A 17,238-nucleotide genomic window follows, 5' to 3' on the forward strand; every position below is an offset into this window, starting at 1 on the left:
CATTGCTCCTGCATATTGTGGAATATGAAATGTTGTTACGATTCCCCTGCGCACACGGATATGCACCCGCGGCGGTATTTTGGTTGATAATGTTACGACGCGCTATTTCATTTTATGTAGGCGGCGTATTCTTTCTTAATTAGTTGTTTAAGCAAAAATCAATTCGTCGTCATCCATTCCAAGGCGTTAGAAAAGAATAACCCTGCGTATTCACTGTGTGATTGTAATTCGATTTGTGGTTGATACATTGTTAAGTGACAGTCGCTATTCCAGGGGCTTTTTCACAAGACTACCAAACGTTCAGACTCATACATAATTGTCACTATGACACTATAAAACTAGCATGAAGACGGCCGTAACGCTTTACGTATTTTACCATCTTATGTGCGGATATTACTAAATTAAATGTGGGTGTAAACGAGACACTTCTGGGCCATTATTGTTCCTGCTCCTGCAACCATTGATGATAACTGATCACCGCGCGTATCTCACCATAGGAGAACTGGTCGCCCAGCCGTTCTTTGATCGGGCTGAGGGCTTCTGCACCCAGGCGGTCGATGGCTTCAATGATCGGCGGTATCTTTTGCCTCGGCACCAGTTCATGCACATCCAGCTCCCCGGTGCGGATGAATGCCGCCAGGTGCGCCTGTATGGTATTGGGCGCCAGGCTGCGCAGGTGCGCCACATCGTCGACAGAGTTGCCCTCCAGGAACAGTTGCAGGGTTTGGCGCTGGGTATTGCTGTTACCGGGGGATGCCGGCTTCTGTTGCTTTTTTGCGCTGCTACGTTTAGGCGTAGAGGAGGCAGATTTCAAATGGATTTGTGTGGGCACACGGTTTACAATGCAGTAATCCTGCACAGTCTGTAAAAAGGCATCACCATATTTTGCCAGCTTTACATCACCAAAGCCGGATATTTTGGAAATATCGGTTAAGGTAAGCGGCAGATAGGTGGCCAGCTCTACCAACGTTGCGTCGGAAAACACGATGTATGGCGGTACATTGTCGCGCACGGCAAACTCGCGGCGCACGGCTTTCAGTTGCTTCAACAGCTCGTCATGCTGTGGCGCCTTCGGCCTGCCGCCGGCATTGCCCGTCGTCACCACTTCTTTAGCCGTTTCCGCCTGTTTGGTCAGCAACACCTGTTGCCCGCCCTTCAACACTTCCCAGCTGGTGTCGGAAAGTTTGAGGACAGGGAACTCGTTGCCTGACAACTGCAGGTAGCCTAATTGTAATAGCTCGCGGCCGTACAGCTTCCATTGTTCTTTGCTGTACTCGCGGCCGATGCCGTAGGTCTTAATGTCTTTATGGAAATCTTTCACGGACGTGCTGCCACGTAAAAAGTCGATCACGTAATTCATGCCCCAGCGTTCCTGCAGGCGGTATACGGCGCTCAGCATCTTTTGTGCAGCAATGGTCGCATCTTCCCTCTCCCCTTCCGTCATACACCGGTCGCAGCTACCACAGTTGTCGGGTGCTGCTTCATCAAAATAGTTGAGCAGGTATTTACGGCGGCACATAAAGGTTTCGCACAAACCGGCCATCTGGTCCAGCTTCTTGAGCATGATGGCGCTTTGGGCCTCGTTGCCGTCCACCGTAGCAAAACGTTTCAGTTTAAATACATCGCCCGGACTGTAAAACAACACCGCATCGCTGGGCAGCCCGTCGCGGCCGGCGCGTCCTGTTTCCTGGTAATAACCTTCGATGTTTTTGGGCAGGTCGGTGTGGACGACGAAGCGCACGTTACTCTTATTGATGCCCATACCAAAAGCGATCGTAGCCACCATGATGCGGATATCATCTTTCAGGAACTTCTCCTGTCGTTCTTCCCGCAGGTTCCTTTCCAGGCCGGCATGGTAGGCGGCCGCGAGAAATCCTTCCCGTTGCAGGTCTTCCGCTAATGACTCGGTGGATGCGCGGGACAGGCAATAAATAATGCCGCTGTCGTCTTTCCGCTCTTCCAGGTAGGCCGTCAGCTGATCGAAGTAATTTCTTTTGCTGCGGATATAATAGTTGATGTTGGGGCGGTTAAAGGAGTTTTCGAACACCTTGTACCTGCGCAGTTCCAACTTCTCAATAATATCTTTCTTGGTCAGCGAATCCGCCGTGGCGGTAAGTGCGATTACCGGCGTTTTTGGGAAAAGCTGCTTCAGCTGCCCGAGCCCGAGGTACTCCGGCCTGAAGTCGTGGCCCCACTGGCTGATACAGTGCGCCTCGTCGATGGCGAACAGCGATACGTTCAGGGATTGCAGGTATTGGATGAACTTGCCGTCGCCCAGTAGACGTTCGGGCGCTACATATAAAAGTTTGATGCTTTTGTTACGCAGCTGCTGCGATACCGTTTGCTGCTCGGCCATGCTGAGCGTGGAGTTGAGGAAGGCAGCGGAGATGCCGTTTGCTTTCAGCGCATCTACCTGGTCTTTCATTAAAGCGATGAGCGGCGATACTACGATCGTGATGCCCTCAAACACCAGGGCCGGCAGCTGGTAACAAATAGATTTACCGCCGCCCGTAGGCATTAATACCACCGTATCTTCCCCATTCAGCACGTTCTCCACGATTGCCTGCTGGTTGTGACGGAATTGCTCGTACCCGAAATGATGTTTAAGTAGAGTTAACACAGATTGCATATCCCCTGTCTCCCAAATTGCTTTAGCGGCAAATATAAGCGTAAAAAACAAACTCCGCACCACCCCGGTAAAGGAGCGGTACGGAGTACACTTATCGGGAAAAACTATGCTAGTTGATCTTTTTGCTGATATATTTCGCGAGTGCTTTACCTGTAAGCGCATACGCTTCGGAAATACGCACACCCGAATCATAATCGAAACCGAATACATCGCCGCCCGGGGTATCGTCTACCGTAAACTTCACCAGTTCCTTTGTCGGGTTAGCCGTTTCCACGAGGGTAATCTCTGTATCCACCCGGGCGCGCTCGCGGTGAATGCCTACGTTAAAGCCGGGCTCGATGAAAGTGGTATTCACCAACAGTGTGTACCTGGCCGTCTTAAAATCGCCGGCAGCATGTTCGCTTGTTTTGCTGAACAATTCATTGAACTTCGGCTCGTAGCGGGAGCTGCGATCTTCCTTCCAGGCTTTTTCCCAGGCGTCGCCTTTACCGGCTTCCTTCTTGTTATAGTCAGCTTTCTTGCGATCGATGTAATTTTTTTCATCGCCTTCCTTACCCACTTTCAGGTTGTTGTAAGTGAACACGGTGTTGAAGGTGTCGATGTTTTTAAACGCTGCCACATCGCCGCTTACTACTTTAATTTTTTGGGCCATTAACAGTTGGGGCGCCAGCATAATGGCCAGCAGCAGGAGCTTCGGAGCTTTGAGGTACTTGTTCATGATTTGAGGTTTTATGCGGCAAAAGTAGTCTACATCTGTATAAGAGATTGATACCTAGTGGTTAAAATCCGTTTATCGTATATATTTGCGGTTTACACGCAGCCGGACCAAATTCTGGCATAGATAGTGCGGCAATCGCATCTTTTATTTTACCATCAAGCACAGCGCGGAAGAGGTACAGCCTTTTTTCGTAACTTCAGGATAATTGTTACACACCCTGCAAGTATCGCTTATACAAACCTACGAACTGATGCAAAACGACACCGCAACGATCAGCGCACTTTTTAACGCGGCAAACGTGGAAGTGGAAATGGGCAACCTGGAGGAAGCAGGCGTATTTTTAAGAAAAGCCATCTTATTGAAAGAGAGTACCACGCCCACCGATCCAGGCCTTTCAAATGATTACTTCGATCTTGGCTTAATGGAAAAGGCCCTCGACAACCTCGACGCCGCCCGTTCCGCCATGTACAAAGCAATCGAACTCGAATCCGCCGCCGGCAGGCCCCCACGCGACCTGTCCGACATCTATTACCACCTCTCTGCTGTAGAGAACAACCTCGGCAACTTCTCAGCAGCCAAAGCCCTGGTAGAAAAAAGCCTGCCCGGCATCATTGCCCGTTACGGCGAAAATGACCTGCGTACGGCCAACCTGTATTACCACCTGTCGCTCACCGAAGACGAGTTGGGTAATGCCAAAGCTGCGAAAGCCGCTATCGGACAAAACATTCGCATCGAAGAAACGCACTACGAAGCCACACACCCTTCGCTGGGCAAAAGTTATTACCAGCTGGCCATGATCGAACGTAAGCTGGGCAACTTTCCCGAAGCGCTTACGTACATCAGAAAAACACTGGAGTCCGACTTCGCGCAGGAAGAGGTTTCGGCCATCGAAACCGGCATACACTTCTGGAGCCTTTCCGAAGTCACGCTCGAAATGGGCGATCGCGAGGAGGCCAAAAAGATTGGCGTACATTGTTACAACATGATCGACGAAGAAATACCGGAAGATCACATCCTGAAGCGCGACGTGTACCAGTACCTGTTCCGCAACTTCCCTGAACTTTTTGAAGAAACCGTTTAAGCGTAACGGGGAGGGGTCATCATACCGTAAGGGCAGCCACACCGGCTGCCTTTATTTGTTAGTACAAACCGGTATAGAATATGTAATCTCCTGTAGTATAGTCATGTGAAGCAAACAACACCGACTATAGGATAACCTGAATGAAAAAGCGGGTCCGGAAGCCCTAAAACGGCTGCCGGCCCTAGTTACAGCGACAAACATTGAGTTATTTGCCTATTATTGTTATAAAATATACCAGATTGATCTGTGGAAAGTAAATGTGGAACAACCTCCACAATGATTTTTAAACAATAACAATAAACCATTTGACAACTTGGAAACGCTAACCTGTCTGCTTATAGACGATGACGCAGATGACCTTGAATTTTTTACGCTCGCCATCCAGCGACTGAAGGAACAAGTCCATTGTATCGCTTTTGATGACGGTGCCGAAGCGTTGAAGAAACTTTCGGACGACACAACGCTGCGGCCTGATTTCATTTTTCTTGACCTGAACATGCCCAGGATACAGGGCAAACAAATACTAAAGGAGATGAAAAAGTTGCAAAGGCTCGATACGATACCTGTCATTATTTATTCCACTTCGTCGGAAACGCACGATATGGAAGAGACGAAGGCGCTCGGTGCAGCAGATTATATAGTGAAAGCGCCAAGTATTAAACTTTTATCTGAACGCCTTGAACAAGTGATTAATCTCCATAAAAAGCCCTTTTCGTCCATATGACCATTAATGAACAGACTGTACCCGGGTTTTTGACCGGCGGAGGCGAGCTGGGCGAGCTGATTCGCACAAAGGACTGGTCTTCGACACCACTCGGACCAGTAGACACCTGGCCGCAAAGCCTGCGTACCTGCGTTCGCATCATCCTTACCTCTTCCCAACCGATGTTCGTTTGGTGGGGGCCCGACCTTATTAACCTGTACAACGACCCGTACAAAGCCATTGTTGGTGGCAAACACCCCGAAGCATTAGGCCAGCCTGCCAAACAGGTATGGGCGGAGATCTGGAATGAATCCGGCCCGCGCGCCGAAACGGCCCTCAGTAAAAACGTGGGCACATACGACGAAGCTCTGCTGCTCATTATGGAACGCAACGGCTACCCCGAAGAAACTTATTACACCTTTTCCTATAGCCCGGTGCCTGGCGACGATGGCGTGCCTACGGGCATCATCTGCGCCAACTCCGACGATACAGCGCGCATCACCGGCGAACGGCAGATGCGTACGCTGAAAGATATTGGTAACAACACCCTCGAATCGAAGAGTGTGGCGGAAACGTACGAGAAAACACTCAACGCCCTTAGCCAAAACCCGCAGGACTTCCCCTTCGCAGCCATCTATCACTTTGAAAATGATTGCACGGAAGCACGCCTCGCTGGTAAGACCAGCACCGATTTAACGGCATCCATGATGCCGACGTTCCTGAAGCTGAACGAGCAGGTGCCCGATAACTGGGGACTGAGCGACATTTGCCGGGAGAACAAAGCGATCGTGAAAGAAAACCTGGGAGAATTGTTCGGACCACTGCCTACGGGCAGCTTTTGGCAGCGCAGCCCGAATAAGGTGCTGATCATGCCCATACAACAAGCCGGACAAAAACTACCGATCGCCGCGCTGATCGTAGGATTAAGCCCTTTCCAGCAGGCGAGTGAGAAATACATTGGCTTCTTCAGACTGGTGGCCGACCAGATCGCCTCCAGCATTGTGAATGTAACGGCTTATGAAGAGGAACGTAAACGTGCAGAGGCCTTACTGGAGATCGACCGTGCGAAAACGACGTTCTTCAGCAACATCAGCCATGAATTCCGTACGCCCCTTACGTTGATGCTCGGCCCGTTGGAAGAGCTGCTGAATGATCCAAACCAGGTATTGCCTGAACAACATCGCGCCAACCTTGCCTCCACGCACCGCAACGCGTTACGTTTGCTGCGCCTGGTGAATACCCTGCTCGACTTCAGCCGTATAGAGTCAGATCGTTTGCAGGCGAGTTTTTCGCTGGTAGACCTTTGCCAGTTCACGAAAGACCTGGCAGGAAGCTTCCGCTCGGCGATAGAACATGCAGGCCTTACTTACGAAGTGATTTGTGAAACCCTGCCCCTGCCTGTTTATGTAGACAAACAAATGTGGGAAAAGATCGTATTGAATTTGCTTTCAAACGCATTTAAATATACCCTAAACGGCAACATCACCCTCCGGCTTACCAGCGAGAATAACCATGCGGTACTGACGGTGCAGGATACGGGCATCGGCATCCCGGAGGAAGAATTACCGAACATGTTCGAACGCTTCCACCGGGTGGAGAACGCCACTGGCCGTACGCATGAAGGCACCGGCATTGGCTTATCGCTCGTGAAGGAGCTGGTGAACTTACATTATGGTAAGATCAAAGTGGAGAGCGAAAAAGGTAAAGGCAGCAAGTTCACCGTTACCATCCCGATGGGCAACGCACACATTCCTACCGGCCGCATCACCGATACGTCGGCAGAGGCATACGAATCCATGTTGCCAGACATGTACCTGAAAGAAGTGCAAAGCCTCACTGGTGCCGAGCTTTCCGGTGCGCAGCCTGAACACGAAGCCGCTAACAGCAGAAAGACGACACACATCCTGGTGGTCGACGACAATATCGACATGCGCGATTACATTGCCCGCCTGTTACAGAAGGGCTATCGCGTATCCACCGCAGGCCACGGACAGCAGGCGCTCGAAGAGATCGCCAAAGACGCGCCAGACCTGGTGGTATCGGATATCATGATGCCTGTAATGGACGGCATCGAGTTGTTACATCACATCAAAAACAATCCGGCCACCGCGGCTATACCGGTCATATTATTATCCGCCCGTGCAGGCGAAGAAGCGAAGATTGAAGGCTACGACATCGGTGCAGACGACTACGTGGTAAAGCCTTTCTCAGCCAGAGAATTGCAAGCAAGGATCAAAGCACAGATAAAGATATCGACTACACGAAGAGAAACGGAGCAACACCTGCGTAACCTCTTCTCACACACTCCGTTCCCCGTAGCTATCTTCCGCGGTAAAGATATGATCATCGAACTGGCGAACGAGCGCATGCTCGGCTTCTGGAACCGCCGCCAGGAACAGGTATTACATAAGTCACTGGTAGATGTGTTCCCGGAAATCAGTGAACAATCGCCCTACCTGCGGCTGAAGGAAGTATACGAAACCCGTGAGCGTGTAGTGGAAAGCGAACGACTCATCACCTACCGGAAAGATGAGCACCTGCACAATGCTTACTACAACGCAGTATACGAACCTGTGCAGGATGAACAGGGCAACATCACCCACATTATTGTGATGACCCAGGACATTACTGACCTTGTGATGGCCAGGCAGCTGGCTTTAAGCAGTGCCGAAGACCTGGAACATAAGATCACCGAACGCACGGAAGAACTGCGGCAATCGAACGTATTGCTTACCAAATCGAACCACGAGCTGGAGCAGTTCGCCTACATCGCCAGTCATGACTTACAGGAACCGCTACGCAAGATCCAGGTGTTTTCTGAATTGCTGAAAGAGCATCTTACAGAAAAAGATGTGGCAGATAAATATTTCGAGAAGATCAGCGACTCGGCCCGGCGCATGGCGTCGCTCATCCGCGATGTGCTGCATTACAGCCGCCTGAGCAAAACGCCTGATCAGCTCAACAGCATTGATCTTAACAAAGTATTGCAACATGTGATCACTGACTTCGATCTGCTCATCGAACAGAAAAAAGCAGTGGTAAAAATATCGGAGCTGCCCGTCATCAAAGGCGTTCGCCTGCAACTGCAACAACTGTTCGCCAACCTGATCGGCAATGCCCTCAAGTTTGCCGACAAGGCCACGCCAGAGATCAACATCAGCGCAAGACCATTAAGCCCGGAAGAAGTAGCGCAACACGAGCAGCTCGAACCCGGACAACCTCACGTAAAGATCACCGTGGCCGACAATGGCATTGGCTTCGAGCAGCAGTATGCGGAGCAGATATTCGTCATCTTCCAGCGCCTGAACGATAAACAAACGTACAAGGGTACGGGTATTGGGCTGGCATTATGTAAAAAGATCGTGGAAAACCACCATGGCATTATTACCGCGAGCGGTGTGCCTGGTGAAGGCGCTACGTTCGAAATGATATTTCCTGCTTAAAATAACAAGCGGCTGCAATCTTAGGATGCAGCCAGGCAAATGAAAGGGGCTGACCAACAAGTAATGGTCAGCCCCTTTTATTCGGATACCGGATGGAGCTCATCCTGGTTTGAAGCGATTCTCGAAGCCTTCATTTGACTTTTTAGTCGGACCCCGTTTTAATATTTAGCCGGCGTTCCCGCAGCTGGTATCGCCTTCTTAATAAACGTTCTCAGGTTCTCGTTGCTGGACGCGAGATCTACTTTACGCAGGTACATCATATGCCCGCTGCGATAACCTTCCCAGGAAATGCGTTCCTTCAGTTTACCGGAAGGGTCCATCTGCCAGATGTTGTATTTCGCATTGAAATAATCACACGCACCGTCATAGTAACCGGATTGCACGAGTAAGTGCAGGTAAGGGTTCTGTGCCATCGCCTGACGGAGGTTTTCCCCGGTATGGTCGCCATTACGGTTCCAGGGGTGCACGGGGCCGAACATGTAGTACTTCATATCGGTTTTATAGTTCAGCTCTTCGCGCAGGTACATGTTGATCGCCGGTGTAAACGAATGCAGCCAGGAGGTAAGCTCCGCATTGTAATCCGGCGTCGTGCCTGCATCCTGTTTGTCGATGCCGCGGTAGCGGGAATCCAGGCGGCCTACGGTGAAGCTTTGGTCACGAAGCAGCTCCTTCCAGAAGAAGTCGAAAGGAATGTTCAGGTTGTATTGTAACACTACTTTTTCGGAGAGGCCGGTGTAACGGGCGACCTTCGCCGCCACTTCCTTCTTTTTCGCATCTTCCAGCGTACTGCCTTTAGCGATAGCAGGCAGCAGTTCGTTTACCGTAAACGCCTCTACTTCGGGCAGCATTTGTTCCAGGTCTTTGCTTTGCAGATCAGCCGGTTGCTTCTTATGATACCAGGCAGTGGCCGCAAAGTAAGGGATACGCAGCGCTGCTTCTACCGGGCCGGAACGTTCGATGCCCAGCTCCGTGGGAGAAACGAGCACCACGCCGTTCAGGTACATCCACTGCGACTCCTGCAGCTCTAATGCCAGGCCGGATACGCGCGTAGTACCATAACTTTCGCCGATCAGGAACTTTGGAGATGCCCAGCGGTTATAACGGTTCACGAAGGTATTGATCCACTCTGCGAGATAACGGATGTCTTCGTTCACGCCGAAGAACTGCGCGCGATCTACGTCTTTATTCGCCATACGGGAGAAGCCTGTATTCACAGGGTCTACGTACAGGATATCGGCCACATCCAGGATCGAATGCGGATTGTCGCGCAGGCCGTATGGCTGTACGGGATAACCTTCATCGTCAACTTTCAGGATACGCGGACCGGTATAGCCAATCTCCATCCAAACGGAAGAAGTACCCGGGCCACCATTGAAAGAAATCACAAGCGGACGCGTGCTTCTGTCTTTTACATCGCTGCGCTCGTAAAAAGTATAGAACACGCCGGCAATCGGCTTGTGCTCGTTATCCCACACGGGAATCGTGCCTGCGTAGGCTTTGTAGGGCACATTTACTCCCTTTATCGTTACCTGGTGGCTGGAGGTTACCGTTCGGTCCATATCCGGCGTACGGGACATTTCTACCGGTTTATCGGCTGATTTCGGCGCATTCTGGGCGTTGGCCTGCAGTAACACGCCGCAGGTAAGCAGGGGAAGGATTAGATTTTTGTACATCTGACTGGATTCTGATTATCTGGCGATTAAAGTAATATGTTTACCGCAGATTTCGCTGAAAATTAGGACAGATGGCGTCAGCGCGGTGCTGTTGAAGCGTGCGACGTAAGAATGTCAAATAGACATATACGGCTCAGTGCATGATTGACATATCAGAACAGGTTGCCTGACAGGGCGGCATTTTCTTTAACAAATCGTTCACTTAAACGTCAGAAAAATGTTAAGATTAGGCATAAAGCTCTGCCATAACGCGCTGTGGAACAATATTTAAGCGTTGTTAGGTGTTTAGAGAGAACCGTATCTTATTTTTTTACCAAACAATCTATTTATTGCATGAAGTTGAATTTGCGTAAAGTAAAACCTGCCATCTTTGCTATCACCCTTGTCACTTTAGTTGTTGCTACTCACCTTCCGAGCAACGGTAATAAAACCGAAGCCACGAAAGCAGCCGTTACTAAAGAAGTTACTGTTACCCGTACGTCCGCAAAAGCGGCCCTGTACGATCAGCTTGCGCTTGATTCGATCGGCCTTTCCAAAGAGGCATTCGATTATGCGCTGGCCGGCTACGAACAGCTGGTTAAAACGGGTAAAGTAAAAAATGACGATGTGATATCGATCGTGGATTTCAGTTTGCCTTCCAGCAAAAAACGCCTGTTCGTGATCGACCTGGAGAATGGCAAGCTGCTGTTCAACACCCTGGTATCACACGGCAGAAACTCCGGTAAGGGCGAAGCCACTTCCTTTTCCAATGCACACAACAGTTTTAAAAGCAGCCTTGGTTTCTACATCACCGGCGCTACTTATTCCGGCGAACATGGATATTCACTGCGCCTGAATGGGGAAGAGAAGGGCATCAATGACAACGCGCTTTCCCGCGGTATTGTAATGCATTGTGCCGATTATGTAAACGAAGGCCTGGTACGCAGCCAGGGTTATATCGGCCGCAGCCTGGGTTGCCCGGCGATTCCTACCGCCGTGCATAAAAAAGTGATCCAGACGATCCGCGACGGCTCCTGCCTGTTTCTTTACAGCCCGGATAAAGGTTATATTGCACGTTCTAAAATGATCAATTTCACGAAACTCGTATAAAGAGCGTTGTAGCAAGTTTGCTATTAAAAGTGACGCGGCCCGCCCTTGTGCGAGCCGCGTCCGCTATTTTAAGGAAGTTTATTCCGGTTGCGGATCTTCAAACATCTTCCTGGCTACTGCGCCATCGTGATTGTAGATATCGTCGCGGAAGTGCAGGGTCTTATTATCGTCTACCCATGCGGTATAATAAGTGATCATTACCGGCAGCGGATCTTTTATCTTCACATACTTTTCCTTACCTGCGTTCATCGCACTGTCGATCTTCTCTGCCGTCCAATCGGGATTATCCTGCAACACATAGTTCGCCATTTTAGCCGGATCGCTCAGGCGGATGCAGCCATGGCTGTACGCGCGGTTGTCGCGGTTGAACAGGTCTTTGGCAGGCGTATCATGGAAGTAGATGTTGAAGCTGTTGGGGAACAGGAACTTCACCTTACCCAGTGAGTTTTTCGGTCCGGGCTTCTGGCGCACCACCGGTAAGCCGTTACGTTCGCCGGTTACTTCCATGTTATTGTTCTCGAGATAACTGGCGTTGCGGCCCTGGGCAGGCAGAATTTCCTTACGTACGATGCTGGCGGGAATGTTCCAGTAAGGGCTGAACACCACCTGGTTCATGGCACCAAAGAACATCACCGTGCTATGCCCTTCCTTACCTACCACCACCGGCATATCGAAAGCCGATTTACCGTTTTCAGTAGCGTGCAGCATAAACTCAGGAATGTTAACCATCAGCAATTTGCCTTCCGGACGGGCGGGCAGCCAGCGCATTCTTTCCATATTGATTAGCAGCTGCTGGATGCGTGTTAACACCGGCACATTCATCTGGCGGATAAGTGTATCGCTCACCACACCCGTGCCCGTATAACCATGGCGCTGCTGGAAGATCTTCACCCCGCTTTCCAGGGCATCGTCGAACACAGCGGAGGTATCCGCAGCGTTCAGCTCACCGGTAACGGCCAGGCGTTTTTTGATCGCGAGGATTTCAGGCCCCTGATCGCCTTTCTTAAATCGTTTCTTTTTATCTATTTCAAGTGCAGGCCAGCCACCCTTCTGCGCGATCTCGCGGTAACGGGCCAGTTGTTCTTTTAACTCACCGTAGTTACCGTTGCTCTTTGCATACCGGCGGTTTTCTTTATCCGCCAGGATGCTATCGGCCATGGGCAGTATTTTATTTTTGCTGATGGGAATGAAGTAGGCCAGCTGCTCGCGACGGATATTCTCATCCTCGAACGTTTTTTCCGCATACTGTAAAAAGCGTTGGGTCAGCTGCAATTCGGTTTTAATGTAACCGGCGTCACCTGGCGTTACATCCACGCTATCTTCCCCGACGAGATCGTCCAGCTTAGCTTCCAGCGCCTTACTTTCAGAGCTGTCTTTACTGTAATCGTACAAGCTGCGGAAACCAAGGGCCTGTTCGGACAGTCCTTTCGACGAGAACCAGGCAAACTGGTAGTTACGCGCGTTGTAGAAACTTCTCATCGCATTGGCAATGGTGTCGTTCAGTTTGGCAGTGCCGATGTACTTTTCCATGGCCAGACTGTCGAGAAAGATGTCGTTGTACGCGTTAGCGGGTGTAATCGCATAGTTGCGGGGAACGATGGATTCTTTCGCACCCGGATCTTTTTTGGTGTTGCTGCCGGTACAGGCGGCCAGCATACACAAGCTGATTGATATGGTCAGGATTTGTTTCATGCCGGTATTGAAACAAATCACATGCCTGAGCAGGCTCAGTTCGCCGTAATGGCCGTATTACGGCCCATCCGCTGGGCAATGGCGCTCGCGAAGATGATCTGTAAAGCGTGGTATAACATCAACGGTAATAACATAAGCCCGATAATATCCGGGGTGTGGGCAAACAACACCTTCGACATCACGGTGCCATGGATCAGCGACTTCTTGGAACCGCAGAACACCGCGGTAATGCGGTCCTCCCGGTTAAAACCGAGCAGGTTGCAAATGAGGGTGATGAGATAAAAAGCGATGAAGAACAGCATTACCATGCTCACCCCGATGATCACGATGTTCATGGCACCGAATCCATCAAACAATCCATTCTCGAAACTTTCGCAGAAGGCCGTGTAAACGATGAGCAGGATCACGGTTTGGTCCATTTGCCGCAACCGGGTTTTATGTTTTTCGGCGAAGGCACCGAAACGTTTGTTAAGCAGCAGGCCGAGGATGACAGGCAGCAATACCTGCAAACACAACTTACCCATGATCGGACCCAGTTCCATATCCCCGCTTGAAGTAGAAGTGATCAGCGTCATGATTACCGGCGTAAGAAAAATCCCCATCAGGCTGGAAATGCTGGCGTTGAAGATGGCTGCAGGAATATTACCTCCTGCGATCGACACCATCACTACAGAAGATGATACGGTAGAAGGTAACGCCGCCAGGAAGTAGATACTAAGCCAGGTTGGCTCGGTCTGTGGCGTCATGAATAAGGCGCGGGCGCCGAGTACGATCAGCGGGAAAAGCAGGAAGGTACTGAGTTGTACGACGATATGCAGCTTCCAGTTACGCAGGCCCGATCGCAATTTTTCAGGACTCAGTTTCAGGCCGTAAAAGAAAAAGATGAGTGATACGCCGTAACCAGCCAATGCGGGTAAATCCCAGGCACCATCTCCCACGCCGGGTTGCGGCCAGATGCGGGCGAGTACGATCACACCTATCAGCAATAAAACGAATGCGTCCAGTCCGGCTTTCTTCATAGCAGCTCCAATCCGCCCCATCACTCCTTTTTTTCCACGTTTTCCATCCTTAATCATTAAAACTTAACACAATAGCAGCCACATCTACCACATTAGTGTTAGGGCTTACTATTGCAAAATACAAGAACTTTGTGTTTATAGACAGTTTAGTTAAAAAGCAGAGATTTGGCAGATCTAAAATCCCGTATACCTTTCACGTGGAATCAACTCGTGGGTGACAGCAACCAATTTTCGAGGCAGAACCGCGCGTTTAATTCCATTAGCGTATTAACGTTGTTTCTTCTGTGCTTCCTGCTACCTTTCAACCTTATACTCGGTTTACAGGAGGTATCGCTGGCGCTGGTGATACTCATCGTGCTGCAGGCCTTCTTCTATTACCTTTCCCGTTTTAAGAAGCGGTACAAGGCAGGCTCTGTATTCTACATCGCGGCTACCTACCTGGTAATGATCGTCACGTTCTACTACAATTCAGGTAGCCTGGGGCCCATCATGCTGCTTTTCTTCCTGTCTTTCAACCTGCTCATCGCGTTCACACCGAGGCGTACACACTACCTCTGGGCCATCTTACACCTGGCGTTGCCAATAATACTGCTTACCGCAGAATACCTGTACCCTGATCTTATCAAAGATACTTACAGCAATCGCCAGGAGCGTTTTATCGACATCCTCAGCAGCTACCTCGTTACGCTGGTTTGTGTATACCTCATCACCAATTACCTGCGTAACAACTGGGAGCGCGAAAAGGTAACAGCAGAAGAACGGGCAGATAAGATCGCCCTGCAAAATGAACACATTGTACATCAAAATACAAACCTGGACGAGCTAAACCAGAAAAAGGACAAGCTTTTCTCGATTATATCCCACGATTTACAAAGTCCGCTGCACTCGATCCTCAGCACACTGGAACTGCTGGCCGAGTTCGACCTGTCGGAAGCCGATCAGAAAAAACTTGCCGAAGGCCTGCTGATCATGACGCGCAACACGGCCAATATGCTCAGCAACCTGCTCACCTGGTCTAAAAACCAGATTTCCGGCGTCAACTTCAGTTTAACAGAAGTGAGCATTGCTACGCTGGTAGAGAGGGTATTAAGCGTACAAACCTTGCTGGCCCGCAAAAAGGATTGCCGCGTGTCCACTTACATTGATGCCGCTGCCGTAGTGCATACCGACATCAATATGCTGGAACTGATCGTGCGCAACCTGATCAACAACGCCATCAAGTTTACCCGGGAAGGCGGCGAAATCATCATCCGCACGGAGCTTAAAGCCGGCGAATGCATCTTATCGGTGAAAGATACCGGCATTGGCATGACGCGTGAACAGGAAGCCAACCTTTTTACCCTCAGCTCCCGCTCTACCTACGGTACTAATAACGAAAAAGGTATTGGTCTCGGGCTGATGCTGTGTAAGGAACTCACAGAACTCCTGAACGGAAAACTCTGGTACGAAACCATCGAGGGCGTCGGCACAACATTCTACCTCTCCCTTCCACAGGGCAAACCGGCTTCAAAGTCGATCCCGCAACCTGCCAGGAAGCTCGTCGACGGGAAATAAAAAACCCGCCAATCGACATTGACGGGGCCTTTTCTTGTTTGGTATAAACAACTTATCTAAACATATTGCTGATGTAATTTACGGGTTCGTCGTATGGCAGGGATACGTGTGTAGACAGATAGCAAGAATGTGTCGACGAGTGACAAAAAAAAGGCAGCCCGTCCGGACTGCCCCCCAATAATATATACAAGCTTGCTTACACGATCGACCGCACCAAACCACCGTCTGCACGTAACGCAGCACCGTTCGTAGCGGCCGAGAGCGGACTGGCCACATACGTTACCAGGCTGGCGATTTCCTGCACATCCGCAAAACGCTGTATCAGCGAGCTGGGACGGGCGGTTTTGAAGAAGTCGGCCTCCGCCTGTTCGGGTGTTACGTTCTGCGTAGTGGCTAACTGTTGAATGAACGTTGAGACCCCTTCGGAACGCGTGGGGCCAGGCAGTACAGCGTTCACCGTTACGCCCGTATTCTTAGTAAGTTCAGCAAGGCCGCGGCTGACAGATAACTGCGCGGTTTTGGTCATGCCATAGTGAATCATTTCCTCCGGGATCATAATCGCTGATTCACTGGAGATGAAAATGATACGGCCCCAATCCTTCGCCAGCATTTTTGGGAAGTAATGACGCGCCAGGCGGATGCCGCTCAATACGTTTACTTCAAAAAAACGCAGCCACTCTTCATCAGCGATGTCGGTGAAGGCTCTCGGCTCAAAGATGCCTGCATTGTTAATGAGAATATCTACATCTGGCAGCTGCGTAATCAGTTTATCAACATCCGCCGCTTTCGAAAAGTCGGCAGCAATGCCGTTTACAGTGGCACCGTGAACCAGTTCTTTCAGCCTGGCTATCGCTTCGTCGATACGCTCCTGTTTACGACCGTTGATGGTCACGATGGCACCTTCGGCCAGTAATTGTTGTGCGATGGCGAAGCCTATTCCTTGTGTGGAACCGCTTACGAAAGCGGTTTTACCTTTTAATTTCAGATCCATAGCTAATAATTATACAGTACAAAATTGAAGCATTTTCAACTATCCGGGAAATAGTAGGAATTATCGCGAGGTATCAGAATAATGATAGGAGCAGAAAGAAAAACAGCTTTGCGGGAGAGCAAAGCTGTTCGAAGTGTTTTATTTTTTCCAGCCGGCCTTGTTAGACTTCGTGGTGATGTTATGCTGTGAGTTGCGTTCGATGTCTTCGTCGTATTTATCGGCGTAAACACCGTAAGCGAGAAAACCGATGCCTTCCGCTTCTATGTCGGAGTACAGTATTTCAGGGTCCTGGTCTGCTTTGTCGTAATACGCTTCGCCCATGCCTACGATGAAGCAGCGGCAATAAAGAAATCCTTCTCCGTTACCTTCTGTACGGGCCTGGATGTCGCGGCGGTCAATGTGGTACAGGCGTTCTTCCATATGATGGATAAAGCTGGCCAGGTCGTCGCGGTCAAGCTCATACAGTTTCTCTGTTAAAGCGTCAGCGATGTTGTCGGCCACTTCATCACCCAGGGTGATAATGTCTTCCACATCGTTTTCTTCCAGTGCTTTGGTACGTAAAGCCTTCGCTTGAGGGTACTCGTCCCAGGCCGATTCAATGATCTGCCAAAACTGTTTTTGATCCATAATTTCTGTTGCTATAGGC

Annotated in this window: 12 protein-coding genes; 5 read left to right on the forward strand and 7 right to left on the reverse strand. The window is 50.2% G+C overall.

All coding sequences use genetic code 11. The features are described from left to right. Positions 1-436 precede the first annotated feature (436 nt). Together recQ and MKQ68_RS14805 are read right to left on the reverse strand one after the other, a co-directional pair. Positions 437-2,620, reverse strand: coding sequence for a DNA helicase RecQ (gene recQ / locus MKQ68_RS14800; protein WP_264279806.1), 2,184 nt, complete (start codon positions 2,618-2,620; stop codon positions 437-439). 118 nt (positions 2,621-2,738) lie between these two features. Further along, the gene (locus MKQ68_RS14805) at positions 2,739-3,347 is read right to left on the reverse strand and encodes a hypothetical protein (RefSeq protein WP_264279807.1); all 609 of its coding nucleotides are present in this window, start codon (positions 3,345-3,347) and stop codon (positions 2,739-2,741) included. A gap of 250 nt (positions 3,348-3,597) precedes the next feature. Between MKQ68_RS14805 and MKQ68_RS14810 the strand changes: the two genes are divergently transcribed. From MKQ68_RS14810 to MKQ68_RS14820, 3 genes are all read left to right on the forward strand, one after another. Continuing rightward, a complete protein-coding gene (locus tag MKQ68_RS14810; protein ID WP_244839464.1) occupies positions 3,598-4,428 on the forward strand; it encodes a tetratricopeptide repeat protein in 831 nt (276 codons plus the stop codon). 313 nt (positions 4,429-4,741) lie between these two features. After that, positions 4,742-5,152: a response regulator gene (locus MKQ68_RS14815; protein ID WP_264279808.1), complete on the forward strand. Its 411-nt coding sequence runs from the start codon at positions 4,742-4,744 to the stop codon at positions 5,150-5,152. Continuing rightward, positions 5,149-8,574 (forward strand): ATP-binding protein, encoded by a 3,426-nt coding sequence (locus tag MKQ68_RS14820; protein ID WP_264279809.1) that lies wholly within the window; start codon positions 5,149-5,151, stop codon positions 8,572-8,574. The genes MKQ68_RS14815 and MKQ68_RS14820 overlap by 4 nt, the downstream gene beginning before the upstream one ends. A gap of 158 nt (positions 8,575-8,732) precedes the next feature. Here MKQ68_RS14820 and MKQ68_RS14825 read toward each other — a convergent pair whose 3' ends face one another. Next, the gene (locus tag MKQ68_RS14825; protein ID WP_264279810.1) at positions 8,733-10,247 is read right to left on the reverse strand and encodes a S10 family peptidase; all 1,515 of its coding nucleotides are present in this window, start codon (positions 10,245-10,247) and stop codon (positions 8,733-8,735) included. A 333-nt stretch (positions 10,248-10,580) separates the two neighbouring features. Between MKQ68_RS14825 and MKQ68_RS14830 the strand changes: the two genes are divergently transcribed. Then, the gene (locus MKQ68_RS14830; RefSeq protein WP_264279811.1) at positions 10,581-11,336 is read left to right on the forward strand and encodes a murein L,D-transpeptidase catalytic domain family protein; all 756 of its coding nucleotides are present in this window, start codon (positions 10,581-10,583) and stop codon (positions 11,334-11,336) included. Between the two features lie 78 nt (positions 11,337-11,414). On the opposite strand, the gene MKQ68_RS14835 is transcribed toward MKQ68_RS14830, so the two are convergent. Together MKQ68_RS14835 and MKQ68_RS14840 are read right to left on the reverse strand one after the other, a co-directional pair. Next, positions 11,415-13,028, reverse strand: a complete 1,614-nt coding sequence (locus MKQ68_RS14835; RefSeq protein WP_264279812.1) for a L,D-transpeptidase family protein — start codon at positions 13,026-13,028, stop codon at positions 11,415-11,417. 35 nt (positions 13,029-13,063) lie between these two features. Then, complete coding sequence (locus MKQ68_RS14840) at positions 13,064-14,068, reverse strand: bile acid:sodium symporter family protein (protein WP_264279813.1); 1,005 nt, start codon at positions 14,066-14,068, stop codon at positions 13,064-13,066. A 144-nt stretch (positions 14,069-14,212) separates the two neighbouring features. Between MKQ68_RS14840 and MKQ68_RS14845 the strand changes: the two genes are divergently transcribed. Further along, the gene (locus MKQ68_RS14845; protein ID WP_264279814.1) at positions 14,213-15,601 is read left to right on the forward strand and encodes a sensor histidine kinase; all 1,389 of its coding nucleotides are present in this window, start codon (positions 14,213-14,215) and stop codon (positions 15,599-15,601) included. Positions 15,602-15,797: 196 nt separating this feature from the next. Here MKQ68_RS14845 and MKQ68_RS14850 read toward each other — a convergent pair whose 3' ends face one another. Further along, complete coding sequence (locus tag MKQ68_RS14850; protein WP_244839481.1) at positions 15,798-16,592, reverse strand: SDR family NAD(P)-dependent oxidoreductase; 795 nt, start codon at positions 16,590-16,592, stop codon at positions 15,798-15,800. A 138-nt stretch (positions 16,593-16,730) separates the two neighbouring features. Beyond that, positions 16,731-17,219, reverse strand: a complete 489-nt coding sequence (locus tag MKQ68_RS14855; RefSeq protein WP_244839482.1) for a DUF4240 domain-containing protein — start codon at positions 17,217-17,219, stop codon at positions 16,731-16,733. Positions 17,220-17,238 lie beyond the last annotated feature (19 nt).

This window comes from Chitinophaga horti, assembly GCF_022867795.2.
Taxonomy (GTDB): domain Bacteria; phylum Bacteroidota; class Bacteroidia; order Chitinophagales; family Chitinophagaceae; genus Chitinophaga; species Chitinophaga horti.